The organism is Alkalihalobacillus trypoxylicola (assembly GCF_001590785.1).
Classification (GTDB): domain Bacteria; phylum Bacillota; class Bacilli; order Bacillales; family Bacillaceae_D; genus Alkalihalobacillus; species Alkalihalobacillus trypoxylicola.
Map to the genome: position 1 here is coordinate 299030 of NZ_LTAO01000023.1, position 18346 is coordinate 317375.

The 18346-nt window shown below is 35.0% G+C and carries 20 protein-coding genes; 4 read left to right on the forward strand and 16 right to left on the reverse strand.

The window, feature by feature from the left end; all coding sequences use genetic code 11:
* Positions 1–141: 141 nt before the first annotated feature.
* From melA to AZF04_RS14000, 3 genes are all read right to left on the reverse strand, one after another.
* Positions 142–1647 (reverse strand): alpha-glucosidase/alpha-galactosidase, encoded by a 1506-nt coding sequence (gene melA, locus AZF04_RS13990; protein ID WP_061949256.1) that lies wholly within the window; start codon positions 1645–1647, stop codon positions 142–144.
* A gap of 169 nt (positions 1648–1816) precedes the next feature.
* Positions 1817–2701, reverse strand: coding sequence for an AraC family transcriptional regulator (locus AZF04_RS13995; protein WP_061949257.1), 885 nt, complete (start codon positions 2699–2701; stop codon positions 1817–1819).
* Positions 2688–3326, reverse strand: coding sequence for a TetR/AcrR family transcriptional regulator (locus tag AZF04_RS14000; RefSeq protein WP_061949258.1), 639 nt, complete (start codon positions 3324–3326; stop codon positions 2688–2690). The genes AZF04_RS13995 and AZF04_RS14000 overlap by 14 nt, the downstream gene beginning before the upstream one ends.
* Positions 3327–3503: 177 nt before the next feature.
* On the opposite strand from AZF04_RS14000, the gene AZF04_RS14005 reads away from it, so the two are divergent.
* Complete coding sequence (locus tag AZF04_RS14005) at positions 3504–4274, forward strand: SDR family NAD(P)-dependent oxidoreductase (RefSeq protein WP_061949259.1); 771 nt, start codon at positions 3504–3506, stop codon at positions 4272–4274.
* A 181-nt stretch (positions 4275–4455) separates the two neighbouring features.
* On the forward strand, positions 4456–5322 hold the full coding sequence (locus AZF04_RS14010; RefSeq protein ID WP_061949260.1) for an AraC family transcriptional regulator: 867 nt from the start codon (positions 4456–4458) through the stop codon (positions 5320–5322).
* Positions 5323–5403: 81 nt separating this feature from the next.
* Here the strand turns inward: AZF04_RS14010 and AZF04_RS14015 are convergent, their stop codons facing one another.
* The 3 genes from AZF04_RS14015 to AZF04_RS14025 form a co-directional block, all read right to left on the reverse strand.
* Positions 5404–5892 (reverse strand): DinB family protein, encoded by a 489-nt coding sequence (locus tag AZF04_RS14015; RefSeq protein WP_061949261.1) that lies wholly within the window; start codon positions 5890–5892, stop codon positions 5404–5406.
* A gap of 63 nt (positions 5893–5955) precedes the next feature.
* Complete coding sequence (locus AZF04_RS14020; protein WP_061949262.1) at positions 5956–6744, reverse strand: helix-turn-helix domain-containing protein; 789 nt, start codon at positions 6742–6744, stop codon at positions 5956–5958.
* A gap of 421 nt (positions 6745–7165) precedes the next feature.
* Positions 7166–8122, reverse strand: a complete 957-nt coding sequence (locus tag AZF04_RS14025; RefSeq protein WP_061949263.1) for a helix-turn-helix transcriptional regulator — start codon at positions 8120–8122, stop codon at positions 7166–7168.
* A gap of 91 nt (positions 8123–8213) precedes the next feature.
* Between AZF04_RS14025 and AZF04_RS14030 the strand changes: the two genes are divergently transcribed.
* Entirely contained in the window at positions 8214–8753 is a 540-nt protein-coding gene (locus AZF04_RS14030; RefSeq protein WP_061949264.1) for a dihydrofolate reductase family protein, read from the forward strand.
* Between the two features lie 441 nt (positions 8754–9194).
* Here AZF04_RS14030 and AZF04_RS14035 read toward each other — a convergent pair whose 3' ends face one another.
* Both AZF04_RS14035 and AZF04_RS21005 read right to left on the reverse strand, forming a co-directional pair.
* Complete coding sequence (locus AZF04_RS14035; protein WP_061949265.1) at positions 9195–9740, reverse strand: cysteine hydrolase family protein; 546 nt, start codon at positions 9738–9740, stop codon at positions 9195–9197.
* A gap of 26 nt (positions 9741–9766) precedes the next feature.
* Positions 9767–9961 (reverse strand): DUF1272 domain-containing protein, encoded by a 195-nt coding sequence (locus tag AZF04_RS21005; RefSeq protein ID WP_327020397.1) that lies wholly within the window; start codon positions 9959–9961, stop codon positions 9767–9769.
* Between the two features lie 101 nt (positions 9962–10062).
* On the opposite strand from AZF04_RS21005, the gene AZF04_RS14040 reads away from it, so the two are divergent.
* Positions 10063–10482: an Lrp/AsnC family transcriptional regulator gene (locus tag AZF04_RS14040; protein ID WP_061949266.1), complete on the forward strand. Its 420-nt coding sequence runs from the start codon at positions 10063–10065 to the stop codon at positions 10480–10482.
* Between the two features lie 285 nt (positions 10483–10767).
* Here AZF04_RS14040 and AZF04_RS14045 read toward each other — a convergent pair whose 3' ends face one another.
* The 8 genes from AZF04_RS14045 to AZF04_RS14080 form a co-directional block, all read right to left on the reverse strand.
* On the reverse strand, positions 10768–11421 hold the full coding sequence (locus AZF04_RS14045) for a class II aldolase/adducin family protein (RefSeq protein ID WP_061949267.1): 654 nt from the start codon (positions 11419–11421) through the stop codon (positions 10768–10770).
* Between the two features lie 25 nt (positions 11422–11446).
* Positions 11447–12721 (reverse strand): TRAP transporter large permease, encoded by a 1275-nt coding sequence (locus AZF04_RS14050; protein ID WP_061949268.1) that lies wholly within the window; start codon positions 12719–12721, stop codon positions 11447–11449.
* The gene (locus tag AZF04_RS14055; RefSeq protein WP_061949269.1) at positions 12718–13224 is read right to left on the reverse strand and encodes a TRAP transporter small permease; all 507 of its coding nucleotides are present in this window, start codon (positions 13222–13224) and stop codon (positions 12718–12720) included. The genes AZF04_RS14050 and AZF04_RS14055 overlap by 4 nt, the downstream gene beginning before the upstream one ends.
* Before the next feature lie 14 nt (positions 13225–13238).
* Positions 13239–14234 carry a TRAP transporter substrate-binding protein gene (locus AZF04_RS14060; protein ID WP_235599993.1) on the reverse strand — a complete coding sequence of 332 codons (996 nt, stop codon included), beginning with the start codon at positions 14232–14234 and terminating at the stop codon, positions 13239–13241.
* Positions 14235–14248: 14 nt separating this feature from the next.
* Positions 14249–15274: a zinc-dependent alcohol dehydrogenase gene (locus AZF04_RS14065; RefSeq protein ID WP_061949270.1), complete on the reverse strand. Its 1026-nt coding sequence runs from the start codon at positions 15272–15274 to the stop codon at positions 14249–14251.
* Between the two features lie 39 nt (positions 15275–15313).
* Entirely contained in the window at positions 15314–15934 is a 621-nt protein-coding gene (locus AZF04_RS14070; RefSeq protein WP_061949271.1) for a GntR family transcriptional regulator, read from the reverse strand.
* A gap of 37 nt (positions 15935–15971) precedes the next feature.
* Positions 15972–17300, reverse strand: a complete 1329-nt coding sequence (locus AZF04_RS14075) for a four-carbon acid sugar kinase family protein (protein WP_061949272.1) — start codon at positions 17298–17300, stop codon at positions 15972–15974.
* Between the two features lie 180 nt (positions 17301–17480).
* Complete coding sequence (locus tag AZF04_RS14080; RefSeq protein ID WP_153017265.1) at positions 17481–17999, reverse strand: TlpA disulfide reductase family protein; 519 nt, start codon at positions 17997–17999, stop codon at positions 17481–17483.
* Positions 18000–18346 lie beyond the last annotated feature (347 nt).

Below are 18346 nucleotides of genomic sequence, written 5' to 3' on the forward strand. Positions count from 1 at the left end.
CTTGATGGCTGTTCACTGGGTAGGCATTTCTTAGAGGAAATTTCATTCAAACACAAAGTAGAAGGATCGTTCATGCAAAAAAAAAACAAAAAAATCCTATTATCAGGACTTTTTTGTTACGGAAATTAAAACAGGTATTATCTATTTACTTGCCGCAGGTCTCTCTTGGGCTTTGTCGGCTTCACTTGCATTTTTCCTTGCCTCTTCTCGATCCTCTGCCATCTCTTCTACGCTTTTCACCTTAATGCGTGCAGCACCTGCATACTCTTTCGTAGCAATTAATGGCCCATTTTCCATTCGTTCCTTTGCCGACTTAATGGCTTCTGAAAACTGAGGTAACCATTCCTCTTGAGCAATAAGCATTTCATCGACAAGCTGCCATATTTCTGGCGGATTACAAACAGCTCCTACTAAAGGATCGATCATCATCGCTTGTCGTAATAATTGATCATTCCCTGATATAGCGGCTTCTACTGAAAGTCTTTGTACAGATATACTTGTGTTGCAAACAGCTGCGCAGCCTAATGGAAGCTCTCCGATGTGAGGCATGTTTATGCCATTTCGATCCACATATCCAGGTGCCTCAATAATAGCATCATTAGGCAGATTAGAAATAACTCCATTATTTACAACATTAAAATGACCTCGGTATACCCGCCCCGTCTCTAAGCCTTCAATAATATAAGATCCGTGCTCTTCCCCACGCTTCTCTAGGCTATACTCTAAGGCCGGTTCCTTTAACCAGTTCGGGAAATCTGTTTTAAACCAATTTCTACCTTCTGTACACACTCTCAAATATCCGCCCGTTTCTCCATTAATCCAAGATCCTAAATCAATCCACTCATTGATTTCTTCAGGACGTTTTCTATACCACGGCACATATTCACTTAAATGACCATTAGATTCAGTTGAATAATAGCCAAATCTCTTAAGCATATCGATACGGACCTTTTCTGTTTTTGAAAACTCAGGATGCTGCTCAAACGCTTCTAATACCTTTGGTGTTAAATCCTCGCCCTCATGCTTAACGCTAATGTACCAAGTTTGATGATTAATTCCAGCGCAAATGATATCAACATCTTTCTTCTTCAAGCCAAAAGCCTCTGCAATTTGCCTATGCCCACCTTGAACACCATGACATAATCCAATCGTTTGGACTCCTCCGTAATGATTACATGCCCATGTAATCATAGCCATTGGATTCGCATAATTGAGCAATAGGCAATCAGATGCTGCTACTTCACGAATATCCTTACAAATAGCCAGCATTTCATGAATACCTCTTTGTCCATACATAATCCCTCCAGCACAAAGAGTATCGCCTACACACTGATCAATTCCGTATTTCAATGGAATATCAACATCATATTTAAACGCCTCTAGCCCACCAATCCTCACGACTGAAAAAATATACTTAGCGTTTTCCAAAGCCTCTCTACGATCGGTGGTAGCTTGAATGGTAATCTTTAATCCATTTTCATCGATATCTCGTTGACATAGCTGAGTTACCATCTCTAAATTATCACGATTGATATCAGTAAAAGCGACTTCAATATTTTTAAACTCTGGTACAGCTAACATATCTCGCAATAAGCCTCTTGTAAAACCAATACTTCCAGCACCGATAAACGTTATTTTAAATGACATTTTCTTCAACTCCTTGTTTTAGAAAATTACTATGTAAATAAAGTTTATCAACAACCATATAAAAGCGTTTTCAAATCTATAACTTTTGGGTCATTTTAAAGTAAAAAATCTTAACTTCTTTTTTCGAAAAAGGAACATTATAAATGAACTTCTATTCTACTTCATGATCTTATTCTTTAATTTGATGAACATTACGCTGGCTAAACTTCCTATATTGTAAAGGTGTCGTTTCCGTATATTTCTTGAACAATAAACTAAAATATTGACGACTATTCATCCCAACATAAACAGCAATATCGATAATCGGAATTTCTGTTTCAGATAATAGCATTTTAGCTTTTTCAATTCGTAAGCTAGTCAAATATTCGACCATTGTTAGATTCATCTGCTTTTTAAAAATTCGATGTAAATATCCAGGATGAAGATTAACAGCCTCACCCACATCCTTTATTTTAATATCACAATCATAATTTTGATGTAGAAAATCAATCGCTCTTTTCACATATACATTCGCCTCTTCATTTTGAGGAAGTGCATTCTTCATCATCCTTGCTAACCATACAAATAATTGCGTCATATGGAGCTGAACCATTAATTCTTGCTCTTCTTCCTTACTATCTAATTCAAGAACGAGACTTTTAAGAGTATGATAAATTTCATTTGTATCCTTTAAAACTAAGTATTTAAAAGGAAATCTCAAAAATTCATGTAAGTTCTGAGATTCATTGATTAATTTTCTAAGAGGGGGAAGGAGGTTGTTTTTTTCTACAAAACCAAATTCAATATTTAACATTCTACATGGCTTGTTTGGGTCAATGACTAGCTTATGTGGAACATTAGCGTCTAATAAAATAAAGCTTCCTTGCTTTAAAAGTAACGACTGTTTCTCTACCTTTACTATACATTGGCCTTTCAACACATACATAATTTCAATATCATCATGCCTATGGAAATCCATATAGAAAGATATCCATGTCTTAAAATAAAAAGCGGTCACCTTAGGGTAAAAATCATGTTTTAATAGACTTCCATTTATACTTTTAAAATGACTCATGAAGACCACCCTTCTCTTTATCTCCTCCACTTGTTTTTTTCACATGAAAAACTTCTGTAGACGCTACCATTAATTCAATAATTTGCTCGGACATAAAGGAAGGAGATTCCGGGAAATCCTCTTCTATCCAACGAATAATGAGTCCTGCGATCCCATGGGCTCTATATATGTAAAACCATTTTGGACTTAAATCAACCGAATTTACGTATTCATATTCATATTCCTTTACAAATAATTGCTCTATTGCTTTAGCCATTTGATAACGAAAATCTACACTTAGATGTGGGCTTAGTAAAAGCTTGTAAAGTCTTGCATTCTCCTTAAAATAAGAAAATAATGTAATGTCCTCTGCATGTAAACTTCTCATATTAACTTTTTGACTTGTCATATAAGGTGTTTTTATTTGTTTAATCATTTCATTCAATGTATCTTTTAATACTTCATCTAATAGTTGTTCCATTGATTCAAAATTTGCATAGAAAGTACCTCTATTATAATTGGCTTCTCTAGCTACTTCCGAAACGGTTATTTGTTCAAATGGCTTTTGCTGTAATATTTGAAGAAAGGTTTGTTTTAAAGCAGCTTTTGAACGTTGCACACGCTTATCTAAATAATCATGCTCCATTAATTTCGCCTCCCTCTTTATTATGTGTAAAAGCTACATAATTTGCAATTTTACTGAACACAATAAGCAGGGTTGTTTAGTAATAAACAAAGTCACTAAGGTTGTTTATTGTCAGCTTTCTTTAACATTACTATAGTGAAAGAAAGTATTGATTTTTAAATGAGGAGAGGGATTATCATGACATTTCCAGTATTAGAAGGAAAAGTAGCCATTGTTACAGGTGCTGCAATGGGTATGGGAGAAGCTACGGCTAAGCTTTTTGCAGAAGCAAAAGCAAAAGTAGTAATAGCAGATTTCAATGAAGAAAAAGGTCGTAAAGTAACAGAAGACATTGTAGCAGCAGGAGGTGCAGCCGCTTTTTTCAAGGTTGATATTTCTAATTCTAATGAAGTGAGAGAGATGGTTAGTTTTGCTGTTCAAACTTATGGAAAAATAGATGTAGCCGTAAATAATGCAGCTTTAACTCCTGATGACAAGCCCGCTGCTGAATTTGATGAGGACTATTGGGATCGATTAATTGCTGTAGACCTTAAAGGTACGGCATTATGTATGAAATATGAACTTCAACAATTACAAAAGCAAGGAACAGGCGGTTCAATCATTAATATATCATCAGTAAGTGGCTTTAGACCTCAACCAAACAACATTGCTTATGTTGCCGCAAAGCACGGTGTTGTTGGCATGACAAAGGTGGCTGCAATGGAAAATGGTCCACTTAATATCCGTGTTAATACAGTAGCTCCTGGTGCCATTGATACCCCAATGCTTAGAGGCGCTTTAGAGCAATTTGGATTTTCAGAGGAGGAATATGCACCACAATTAAGCCTACTTAACCGCTTTGGTCAGCCAAGAGAAATTGCCGAAGCTAGCCTTTGGCTTGCATCTGATGCATCTTCCTATATTACAGGAACGACTATCCATGCAGATGCCGGATACACCTCTCGTTAATGATTATAAAAACACATAAATAAAATGATACAGCGAAAAAAACACCCCCTACATCATATTAATAGTATATGATCATTAGGAGGGTGTTTTTAGCCTACAAAAAGAATATCTGTCATAGTTGAGCATAAAATGACCGGATCGTTAATTTGCTCCATTTTATAATAAGAAAGAGGCGGAGAAAATGAATTGGATTCATAACATACAATCAGCGATTGATTATATGGAGGAAAACCTACTAGAGGATATCAAACTAGACAAAGTAGCGGAGCAAGCAAATTCTTCATTATTTCATTTTCAACGAACATTTGCTCTTTTAACGGATTGTTCAGTTAGTGAATATATTCGTCGCAGACGTTTATCATTGGCCGCAGAAGAATTGTCCTCCTCGAAGCAAAAAGTCATCGATATAGCCTTAAAATATGGTTATGACACTCCAGAATCATTTTCTAAAGCTTTTCGCAAACAGCATGGTGTAGCACCATCTGAAGCCATGAGATATAGAGGAAAGCTAAAGTTTTATGATCGCCTCATTATTCAAGTTATTTTGAAGGGAGCAGAGCCAGTGAAATACAATATTGTCGAAAAAGAAAGTTTCAAAGCAGTGGGTATTAAAAAGACGTACTCATTAAAAGGAAATGAAAATTTAGTTGAGATTCCAAAACTTTGGCAAGAGGTTAACCATAACGGCACAGTTAGCCAATTATTCGAGCTTAATAATGGTGGTATAAAAGGGGTTTTAGGAATATGTGATGATTTAAAAGTAGATGAACAGCTGATTGATTATTGGGTAGCCGTGGAATCGACTATGACAGAATCCGATCTGTTCCAATTGATAGATATCCCTGCATCCAAGTGGGTCGTATTTGAAGTGAGTGGACCAATGCCTGAAGCGATGCAAAATACGTGGAAAAAAATATTTTCTGAATGGTTTCCTACTAGCGATTATGAGCATGCCGGAACGCCTGAGATGGAAGTATATCCTGAAGATGGTTCAGACAAAACCAACTTTTATTCAGAAATATGGATTCCGATTAAAAGTAAAAAATAGCACTTGTTAAAAACACTAAAACTACCGGACATTCCATAATTAAGGAATGTCCTTTTAGTAGTAAATAACAAAATGACCTGACTACGCTTCATCTGCGCTTGGTCCATACATACCAGGAACAGCTACATCTAGCATTCTTAAATAGACGATTAACTGTCCACGGTGATGATACCAATGATTGAATAATAACGAACGAACCATTGAATAGCGTGGTCCATTCATAATTGACACACCGTTATTAGTCATCGACCATGTTGCTTGTAAATCATCTTCGTTCCAATTTGCCAATATAGACATTGCTATTTCTTTACTTCTCTCAAACTCAGCCATTAATTCTTGTTTTGAAGCTACTTCGGGCAGTGGTACATCTGGTATTTCATGACTCTCTGCTCTAAATAATTGAGCCAAATTCCCTGGAATAGATGCAATATGTAAGGCTAGCTGTCCAATTGACATCGATTTCACATGAGGCCGCCAACTCCAATGGTTTTCAGGAATTATGGTTAAAATACTTTTTGTCTTTTCAAATTCATCAATTATTTCCTTCACTAATTCTTCATGTACATTCAAATCTATCACCTCTTTTTTATATCATTTTATATCCTACTTCAACACTACATTACTTCTATCTTGCTACAATTGTTGAACACGTTGTAAAAATGTCTGCATGAGTAAAGGTAAAGATATTAAAATGGGTGGATCATCTAGTGAAGGAGGCCTAAGTGTAAGATGATAATGAGGAAGATGATGATTTTCTTTTACAATGATTGGCTCTTTTATACGCGTTCGAAGAGTATTAAATGGCAAAAACACTTGGCTAATAACAGCATGCCAATTTAATGCTGTTACGAGTAAGTGATAGGTGCCAGGCTTTACATTATTAATAACAAAGTCGCCTGTTCCAGAAATTAACGTTCCAAACTCAGGCATCCCTTCTGGAATTGGCTTTTTAAATAAGCCTATAAGAGTTACACCATCAAAAGGCTTCTCAGAACAAATCGTCCCTGTCAATTGTGAATAACCAAAATGAGCTTGGATAGGTTCATTCCAATTAGAAAGTCTTTTGAGCAACTGTAGGTGATGATTGTCACTATGTCCCATTCTTCTAAATGCTCCAGGTGTCATTCCGACTTTTTCTGAAAACCTTGAGGTAAAGGTTCCTAAGCTTTGTTGCCCAATTTCCATTCCAATGTCTCGAATAGTAAATTCAGTTGTTAAAAGTAGCTCCTTTGCTTTTTGAAGCCGTAAAGAGGAGACATAGTATAACGGTGACATACCGGTTTCCTTTTTAAATAGCCTAGAAAAATGATATGGACTATATGAAATATGCTTGGCTAATGCTTCTAATTCTATGGAATTATAGAGGTTTTCTTGTATAAATATAATCGCTTCTTGGACTTCTTTATTGATTTCTGATTTCAATTCAAGTTCCTCCTAAAGAGTAAATATCTAATTTATAAATTACTCTCATCTTCTAACTACGATAACAATCATTGAAATCCTTTAAAAATATACTAATCTTCCATTAAACTCATCATCAAGAAGTTAAAAATCATCTCGGTTGCCCTCAATACTCCGCGCTCGTAGTAAAAAGCTAATGCCTACTCCTGTTAAAGCAGGTGCTCAAGTCACCATCTGTATATCAAGCAATAATGTCAAAACCTCCGCTCATTAATTTGAGCAACTATAAGAGAATGGGAAAGTAAAAATGCCTTTCCAAAAACTTCATTCAGCCCTGGTTATGGAAGCCTAGTTGATAAATTCGGTAACATTTTTCTTATTGATACAGTTGAATAAAAAAATGAACCTAAAATAGCAACTGTCTAAAATGGCTAAATATTCTTCATTTATATTGTAGTAGGAGCTGTTCTGCTGAAATGATCAGCTCTTCTATTAAATAGGTTGGAGAAATGATTTTCAATTGATGCCCAAAGCCTAGAATATATTCCAATGCCTCTTGTTTATCGTTAAATACTAATTGCGCCTTAACTACACCACCTGGTTGTTGCTCCTTGTTTATCAATTGTACAAATTTGGATGTGTAGGTTAGACGACTTAAAATCGATTCATTCACTTCAACTTCAACAGGAAATTGGGGCAAGCTTTCAATAAACCTTTTCTTAGATGCCTCCCAATAAGCTTTTAATTGAAAGTGAGGAGGTCGCTCAAAAACAATATCAAGTACAGTAGCAGACAGGATTCTAGAAATTCTATAATTACGAAACTCTTCCCCTCTCTTAGCTACCAGATACCAGTTATGATTTTGTATCACAAGTCCTAAAGGCATAATGAAGACCTCCTTTTCCTCTCCACTATATCCTTTATAGATTATTCTTAGCTGCTTGCTTTCAAAAACAGCTGTTTGAACGAGCCCAAGGTACGTTAAGCTCTCCTTCGATTCTCTCCATCCCTCTGTGTCCATATATATTCTTTCCCAAATAAATTTGGTCTTGTCACTAGTATGAGTTGGTAAAGAGGATAATATTTTCTCTCTAACCTCAATCGTTTTCTTTGAAGAGACCCCTAAATCATTTAGTACTTTTTCCGATGGAGAGGCAATTAGTGAATATAAATCTTCTTCTTTCACATTCATAAGATTTAATTTATAATCATTTAATATTTCCCAGCCACCATACTTACCTCGCTTTGAGTAAATCGGTATACCGGCCAAACTTAAAGAATCCATATCTCTAAGAATCGTTCTCTGAGAGACATGGAGCTCATCTGCCAGTTCTTTTGTTGTCATTCTTCCTCTATTTTGTAAAAGAATGATCATATCCAATAATCGCTCTGCTCGCATAATATCCCTCAATTAACTATATTTTTAATCATGACATTAGTTGTCATATTATTTTTTTATAATAAGAGTATACTAAAAAGAGGTGATGAAAATGAATACAAACAGAAAAGTAATGTTATTTATTGCGGTCAGTTTAGATGGATATATTGCGACTGAAGAGGACAAGTTAGATTGGCTTTTTGAAGTTGAAGGCGAAGGGGATAATGGTATTTCAGACTTTTATAAAACGATTGATACAGTGATTATGGGTAGAAAGACTTTTAATTGGATTAATAACCCTGCTCATATAGAAGAATTTCCCTATGCCGATAAAAAAAGTTACGTTTTAACACGCTCTCAATTAGAACATTCGGAGAATATAACTTTTATTAACCCTAATATAGTTGATTTTGTAAAAGAATTAAAACAGAGACCCGGAAAAGATATATGGTTACTAGGGGGAGGAGAGTTAGTTACTTCTTTTGCAAAAAAAGGATTAATCGATGAGGTGATTATGACCATTGCTCCAAAGGTTATCGGCCAAGGAATTTCCCTTTTTCAAAAAGGAGATTATTTCATAGATTTACATTTAAAAAATGTCAAAACGTATAATCAATTTGTAGAATTACATTATGTCGTAAATCACGAATAAGGAGATATATTTATAAACACAGTTGCTGGAAGAAGGGATTTCTTTAGGAGATTAACATTCCCCTAATCCCCTTCTTTTCAATGATTCTAATCCTAAAGTTTTTTTCTTATATTAAAGATGAGATGACATGGGAAAATTGGAAATCATATGCTACTTTTTATTTATGGCGAGTCCTTTGCTGAAGATTATCAGTAGAAACAGAAATACATATTTATTGAAATCTCTTTTATCTAACATTACGAAATATACATTGACAATGAAAAATCAACATACAAATTAGGACAGAGTGGATTTCACTGTGTCCTCTTTTTGTCTTCTATTCAATCTATCCTTTTTAGGAGGTAATAATCTTACTAGTTCGCTAAAGCTTAAAGAATAAACCATAGCTAATACAAGTGTAGAAAACAATCCTTTACTTTTTAGATATTAATACGATTTTATTCACACCTCTAATAGGGATTGGGTCGATAAGATAGTAGCAAACTCCTGATGAAGAGTAGCTATCGATAGCCCATGAATGGTCTCAGCATCATAATAAACATTTTGATGGTCAGTCATACCAAATGCAGCTGTTGCATCTTCAATTAAATAAGTCTTGAATCCTAAATTACTACTCATTCGAACAGTTGTTGATACACAATGAGGTGTAGTTAAACCTGTTACGACTAATGAATGGATCTTATTTTGATGTAGAAATGACTCTAATTCAGTGCCTATAAAGCTACTATTAACCTTTTTCGTTATAACGACATCCCCTTTTTTAGGCTCAACTATTTTTTTAATTCTAAAACCATCATGATTGGGTGAAAAAAGAGAGGTTGGAGAATCCGATTGATGCTTAATATAAATAATCATCTGATTTTTCTCTCGCCAACGTTTAAGAATTCTCGCGATATTTCCCTCTGCCTGAGGATTATTTCTAACTCCCCATTTTTGATGATAGAATGCTTCCTGTACATCGATTATAATAAGAGCACTTTCTTCCACAAAATTTCCTCCCAATAAGAATTCATCTATGCTTTTTTGGTTAGCTTCCCATTACAGTTAAGGCAAATCATCTGCAATTTACTCGCACAGCTATGACAATACGTACAATGATGAACACAGCTATAGGCCAAACCTTTTATGGATGAAGAACATTTCAAGCATCGGTTATCTTTGCTCATACAAAGCCCCCCTCTAACATTTGATATTATTTTATAATGCATCAGGACTTCTACACATACTATTTTCACGTAATTAATCCTGTTATACTTTAAAAAAACAGATTATCTAACGAAATACATTAATTATTAAGGTTGTGAAAATAATGGATGAACTTAATCGGAGAATTTTAAATATTTTACAGAGAGATGGTCGAATCTCTATGACAGATTTAGGGAAGAAGGTTTCCTTATCAGTCCCTGCTGTTACAGAAAGAGTTAAAAAATTGGAGGAGCAAGACGTTATTACAAGCTATCGAGCTATTATTAATCCTAATAAAATAAATAAATTAGTACAGGCCTATATTCTAGTAAAAACCCATAGGTGTAAGGCTTTCAGAGAGTTTTGCCTAGAACATCCTACTGTTGTTGAATGCCATCGATTAACAGGAGAATATAGTTATCTTGTTAAAGTGGTTACAGAATCCAACGATTTATTAGAGAGCTTCATTGATTTAACGATGGAATACGGAGAGCCATATACAATGATGAAGCTTTCCTCTCCTATTTCTCATAAAGTGATGTAAAACTTATAAAAAGTAGGTATTTGAATCCATTTCATACTTGCATTAGTGACTCCCAAAGGATGAGCGCCGTTTGAAGATCCACTTTGACGACGCTCTGCGTAGTCGTAGTTAGATGAAAGCAAGCCCTTAGGAAAGCTTCTACCTAAAGTGAAAATTAAAATCCTCTATAGCTCTGTTTCATTAAAAGATAGGAATGATGAAATGGGTTCATTTATAAATAAAAAAGGTGCTTGAGTATAAATATTTTCAAGCACCCATTCGTTTATAAAAGAAGTTCGTTTAACACTAAGCTTTATTCCATTTTCTTAAGGGTTTATAACCGGAATGGTAGATAAAGTTTTTTACAGTGTCTTCACTCAACCCATTCATATTAATATTCTTTTCTAATGCTGTAATATGCATTTTTGCTGTATATTCAAGGGTTTGTAAAGCCATTCTAGCTTCTTTTAAGTTAACATCACACACAATGACACCATGATTTTCTAATAAAAACACATTTGCCTCATTAGCTTTTTCCTTTATAGCATCGGCTAACTCTATACTGCCAGGATTATAAAAAGGTATGCGTGCTACCTTTTCAAGATAATACATCGACTCCACAAAATAATTAGAAGGTAACTCTAAATCAGAGTTTGCAATCAATGTGCTATAAAAGGGTGATGCATGTAAAATCGCATGAATGTCGTCTCGCTCTTCATAAAGGTACTGATGAAAAATATATTCTTTAGAGGGCTTCTTTCCCTCCAAATGCTTTCCTTTGGAACAAAGAGAAAAATCATCGATTTGTAGTTCACCTAAATAGGTTCCGGTCGCCGATACATAAAACTGATCATCTGATAATCTTGCACTTATATTGCCAGCTGTACCCCAAGCCAAATCATTGTCCATCATAAACTTCCCTGTTTCTTTTAATGAGCTTATCAAATCCATTCGATCCATACTATCTACTCCTCCATTAAAATATTTATTTCATCCATTCTACAAAGCTTGTCGTTATAGAAGGAATAAACGTAATGATAAGTAACGCTATTAAAATCGCTATATAAAAAGGAATCATTCCTTTTGTTAAATGGTCAATACGTACTTTTCCAATTTTCGAGACAATAAATAGATTTAATCCTAGTGGTGGAGTAATCATACCAATAGCCAGAGCTACAATCATTACCATACCAAAATGAATAGGATCAATTCCAAGCTCCATCGCTACAGGTGCCAAAATTGGTGCAAGAATAATAATAGATGCATTCGTTTCCATAAAAAGACCAATTACTAATAATAGAATAATAATGAATCCTAAAAAGATTACAGGACTATCGGATATTGAAGTAATGACACTAGCTACTCGATGCGGGACATTTTCAATCGTTAATACCCAACTAAATAAGCCTGCCGTCGCAAGAATAAACATAATAGTCGATGTAGTAATGGATGCTTTACTTAAAATTTCACTTATATTTTTAAGATTAATCGCCTTATAAATAAATATACTTACAATTAAAGCATAAGCAACTGCTATTCCTGCTGCCTCAGTAGCGGTAAATATTCCACTATAAATTCCACCTAGAATGATCATGGGCATAATAAGGGCAGGAGTCGCCTCAACAAACGCTTTCAATATTTCTTTTCCAGATTTCTTCGGTTCACGCTTATAATTTCGTCTTTTGGCTATGATAAATACGGTAATAATTAGACCAATACCTAAAATGATTCCAGGCACTATTCCCGCGATAAATAGGTCACCGATTGATGCCCCCACTGCTGTACCATATAAAATCAAAGGGATACTAGGTGGCATGATGATGCCCAATGTACCAGATACGGCTTGAATACCTCCAGCAAATTCTTTATGATATCCTCTGTTGATCATGGCTGGTATTAGAATAGCTCCTAATGCAGCTGTCGTCGCAATACTTGAGCCTGAAATAGCCGCAAAAAACATGGTCGTAACAACCGTAACAATCGCTAGACCACCAGAGACATGGCCTGTTAAAGCATTAGCTAAATTAATTAACCTTTGTGAAATCCCTCCATATTCCATAATGACTCCAGCTAAAATAAATAAAGGAATCGCTAACAGAGGAAATGAATCTAATGATACAAAGAGTCTTTGAGCAACAACTAATAAAGGCATATCACCAGCCACGATTAAAGCTAATACCGTAGATAAACCAAGCCCCACTGCTACTGGTACACCTAAAATAAAGAATATAAGCAAAGCTACTATTAATACTGTTATCACTTTAAATCACCAACCGTTTCTGCCTCTACTACTCTTTCTTTTTTTAAATCGATTAATACAGCTATTGCATTTAACAGCATGACACTAGAACCTATCGGTACAGCTGCATAAGCAAAAGCCATTGAGTATTGTAGAGTTGGAGTAGATTGGCTCATAACTAATAATGTTAAATGAGTGCCAAAAAAGACTAAAAGGCTGAAAAACGCAACACAAACCCACAAAATAAAATAGGTTAAACGTTTTTTATTTTTTGCACTAATTACATCAAGTAAAAAATCTATGGCAATATGCTGCTGGGCTCTCATAGCAAGTCCAGAGCCCAAAAAAACAATATAAACCATTAAATATCTTGCTATCTCCTCAGTCCAACTTAATGGAACATTAATAACAAATCTCGTTATCACTTGTAAAAATACTAAAATGGCCAGCACTAATAACATACCAGATACAATGTATTTGATACTCGTATTTAAACGGTCTATAAATTTCAAGTATAAATTCACAGATGCTCCCCCCACTATTCTGTTAAATTCGTAATAGCATCATAAAGTTCTTGTCCATATTTATCTGCTAATTCACGGTGAACACTCTGCACAGCCTCTCTAAATGGCTCAAGTTCAACTTCAATCGTTTCAATCCCAGAATCCAACATCATCTGTAAAGCTCTTTCCTCTTCATCGAAAACGATTTCATTTTGGAAAATACGAGCTTCTTCTGCCGCTTCTAAAACGGCTTCTTGTTCAGCCTCAGTTAAGCCTTCAAAGGTTTTATCACTCATTAATAATTGTACATATCCAAATACATGGTCTGTCATTACTAAGTACTTCTGTACTTCCTGTATTCTTGCACTAGCCGTAAATGCAATCGGGTTTTCTTGAGCATCAATAACTCCTGTTTGCAACGAAGAGTATACTTCTCCGAAATTCATTGGAGTAGGATTGGCTCCTAAAGCTTTCCACCCCTCAACAGATGCTTCAATATCAGGTACGCGTATTTTAATACCTCTTAAATCTTCTGGTGATTCAACCGGACGATTGGTTGTTAATTGTCTAGGCCCACGTAACCAAAATTCCAAGCCTCTTACACCTGTTTCTTCTAACATTTCTTCTTGCAGACTTTCTCCTTCACTTCCATATACAAACTTTTCCAAATGTTCTAAATCTTCAAATAAATAAGGAAGCTCTAATATTGAGTATGGCTGGTGAAAGTTCGACATTACTCCTGCTACAAGTGCGAAATCAACAGAGCCAATTTGCATCCCTTCAATTAAATCACGGTCAGCTCCTAAAGTAGAGCTTGGATAAACCTCTACTTTAACAGAGCCATTCGTTTTTTCATGAACCAATTCGGAAAATTTTAATGAACCTTTATGCCAAGCATCAGCTTCATTTTGAATATGGCCTAGCCTTAGAGTTTTCACTTCATCTGTTGAAGCTCCATTTTCACTATTACATGCTATAAGTGAAAAAACGGAAATGAACATTATAAATGTTAGCCATGCTTTTTTATTCAATTTAAGCCCTCCCTTTATTGAAAGGAGACAAGCACCTTGACTGATTGTTCCTCTTTTTTATCAACAATCCTAAAGCCTTTATCTGCCTCGTTGTAATTTAAATAATGTGAAATAACTTTATCTACTGGTATTTCATTTTTCTCAATAATTTCTAACGCTTCTAACGTATCGGGACGATTGTATGTCATACACCCAATAATCTCTTTTTCATTTTGTTGAAGCTGTTCGATATCAATGGTTTGTGGCCCGTGGAACATAGCGACAGTCACTACTTTTCCACCTTTTTTCAATAAATTAAGGGCATCATTGACAATCCCTTTTACACCTGCAGTAATAAAGACTTTGTCAAATGAACCTCCCATTTCTTCTTTACTTTGTTTAATCCAATCTTCATTTTCCATTATATTTAAGGTTTTGGTTGCTCCTAAATCTATAGCAACATCTAGGGAGTATTGTAATACATCAGTTACAAGAGTTGCTGTCACACCACGAGCACGAACCGCTGCAAGAGTTAATAAGCCAATAGGTCCTGCACCTAAAATAGCTACACGATCGGTAGACTTTATATCGGCTTTAAACGCTGCATGCACACCAACCGCTAGTGGCTCGACCAATACTCCCCTTTCGTAGGAAACAGAATCAGGCAAAGAAATAACTTGAGAAGCTGGAGAAACAAAATATTCAGCCATTGTCCCTAACCAATCTCCCATACCAGGTGCGAGGCGTTTATCCGAGTAGTTCACATTTCCTGTCATTTCTCCCTCACTCTCACCAGATCCTATTTGAGGTTCAACAGTAACTCGGTCACCTACTTTTATATCATGAACCTCATTTCCCACTTTTATAACTTCACCAGCAACCTCATGGCCTATAACTACTGGTGGTTTTCTAAAAGGATGTAACCCCTTATAAGTGTGAATATCTGAGCCACATATACCTGCTACAGCTACTTTTATTAACACCTCATCCTTTTTTAATTCGGGGATATCTATCTCCTTTACTTCAATTTTTTCTGCCTCTGTTACATACACTGCTTTCATTATATTGTCTCCTTTAACTCACAAGTAAAATCATTGATATTATTGAAAATAGATTAACTTCGAGTCTATTAAATGTTTTCTCATTAAATCCGTACTGTCTTCTCGATTTCCCTTTAAAGCTTCACAAATATCGACGTGTTCTAAATAGAATTTTCGGACTCTATCCGGGTCTTTTTTCAAATGTCTTAGTGTGATTCGTCTTAAGTGATCTTGATAATTTAAAAGGATTCTTGTAATTTCACTATTTCCAGCAAATTCACTGATAGCTAAGTGAAATTCGTGATCAAGCGTAGCAAAAGCTTTTACATCTTTTCTTTGGGCAACCTTTTTCGTCTCTTCCAAATTTTCTTCTAATTCCTTTACCTGCTCACTTGTTATTTTCCGGTAAATTTCTTGACAATTAAATGTTTCTAAAGCAATTCGTAGATTATAAATATCGTTTATTTTCTCTATTGATAAATCGTTTACAAAAATACCTTGTTTAGAAGATACTGTTACAAATCCTTCTGATTCTAATCTAACTAACGCATTCTTAATAGGTGTTTTACTCATCCCTAATTCTGCTATTAACGTTCTTTCTGATAGGAATCTTCCAGGCTCGTAAAACTCCTCTAGTATTTTATCTTTAATTTTTTCATAGGCAATATCCTTTAATAGCATGTTTTGAATATCCTCTCATGGTTTATTTTGCTTTTGTTCAACCAACTCGGAATATATTCTCAAAGAAATGTAACCCACCAAGCTGTCCACTTTTCAAAGCAATTTCTATCCCATCATACCTTTTATTTTGAGAATAAGCTAAACATAAAGGAGCTCCTGGAGCAACGGATTCTACTACCTCAAGTCCATAGATTTCTAGTTGAGATGTAACAAAGCCAGATGTATCTCCCCCAGAAATAATCAACCTTTCTACCTCACTATGGTCCATCATATACTTTGTCCAGTCTCCGAGCTTTTCGCCAATAAAAATTCCGATATCCTCTTTTTCTATCCCTGCTTGTAATAAATGCTGTCTCGTTTGTTCAATAGCAGCATCTTCTCTACCTTTAGCTGTATAAAGGATTAATTTAGGTTTAACCTTCAGTAACTCTATCATTTGATTCAGATAAGATAACGCTTTCTCATCGTTTGTAAATAATTCATAAGGTATTTTCTCTAGATGAAATCCATCTTTTTCTGCTTGGTCAAGCTGTTGCTTTGTAACCTCTGAAACACTACCTGAAAACCCTAAAACAGATTGAATGTTCTTTTTCTTTAATGGATTGGAAGAATGAAGTGAATAACCCCCTTCTTTTTCCATCTTTTCGCCAAGTACATACTCTATACCAGATGAACCTAAAAGAAATTGCGTATCTTCTGCTTTTTTATCCCAAATGATGTCACCAATCTTGCTCATATGTTTCTCCTCTAAAGCGTCAAATAGCAAAATATCTTCTGAAGTTGCCGTTATTGATTCTTCCAATACCTTTTCTAAATCTAAAATGGTAACCTTACCAACATTTTGCTCAGTTTGCTTTTGCAGATGTTTTACAAGATCTGATTCATCCATTGGAGTGACCGGATGCTTTGACATAACAGGATGCTGATCTAGACGAAAAACTTCTTCACCAAATTTTGCAAAATGATGGCCAAATGCGGTATACCTTCCTAACCTTGGGGCAGCCACTAATAATGGATAATAATCATTTCTAAAATATTCCCTTGCTAAATCAGCTGCGTATCCAATACTGCCCACCTCAGGAGATGAATCAAAGGTTGAACATACTTTGTAGTGAACAAAGTACGGATTCATTTTGTGAAAAAACTCTAATATGGGAGTCAGCTCTTTTTTCATACCTTCTTTTCGTTTAGCTCTAGCTGTACCTGCAATTCCTATACATGGGTATTTATCAAATGCCTTAAGATGTTCTTCATCAGGAACTCGTAAGAAGAGAATAGTCTTGAGTCCGAATTTATGTAACGCTTCCATTGCATCGGTGGAGCCTGTGAAATCGTCACCATAAAAGGCAAGCAATCGTTTACTCATTATGATCCCCCTTTAGAAATCTAACATAGATCTATCACGACGTTTGGTTAAATCCAACTTAGATCTATGTTGGACTTATTTCGAATCTTAACATGCTCATTTTAGAAATGTCAAACTAATTTTTTTGGATTTTTAAAAGAGTATGTATAACTCATCCATTAACACATACTCTTTCTTTTTTTATAATTCCTCTATCATTAAAGCTAACATCTCTTCTGTTACCTTGCCTTCAAATTGATTTCTAACTTTAAAATCTTTGTCGATAATGACTGTTTTAGGTAAATAAACCACTTGATACATTTGACTTGCTTCGTCTTCTAAATCAAATAATATAGGAAAGTTGATTTGCAGCTCTTCTATTGATTCATAAGCACGTTCTTTTGTTATTTCCGTTGTTGTTCTATTTATCCCTATAATGACTACATCTTTCTCTTTGTTATGTTCATACATACTTATTAAATCAGGCATTTCATCGATACATATGTCGCACCATGAAGCCCAAAAGTTAAGGATAATCGTCTTTCCTTTATATTGTTCTAACGATTGCAAATGACCATTCTCATCTTCTAGATGTAAATTAATAGCTTCTTCTCCTATCATCATCCCCTCAGAGGAACTATCAATAGATGTAGCTATAATTACGATACTAGATACTATAGCGAATAATAGAGCGATTAAAGTTATACGACGCTGAAGCACTTTTTTCACCAACCTTCTTAGAACCCATTTCTAATTATTATTTCGAACTTTTAATGGTTTGGTACTTCATAAAAGAATAAAACTTGCCAACCCTACAAAAAAAAGGCCATGAACACCAGACCTCTTCAACTTGTTTATCTTTTTCATTATAGCTTTTAAAAAAACTTAATAATACCGTTTATGGAAATTTGACCCGTTTTTTACCTAATGATTATTTTGTCTTTAAGAAGCTTAGCGAAAAGTATTCATCAAAATAATGTGGCTGTACAAAGCCCAAAAATGGTAATGGCGCATATACAAACAAAACAGGACCCTCCTTCTTTTGATTGAAGAAAGGTCCTGATACT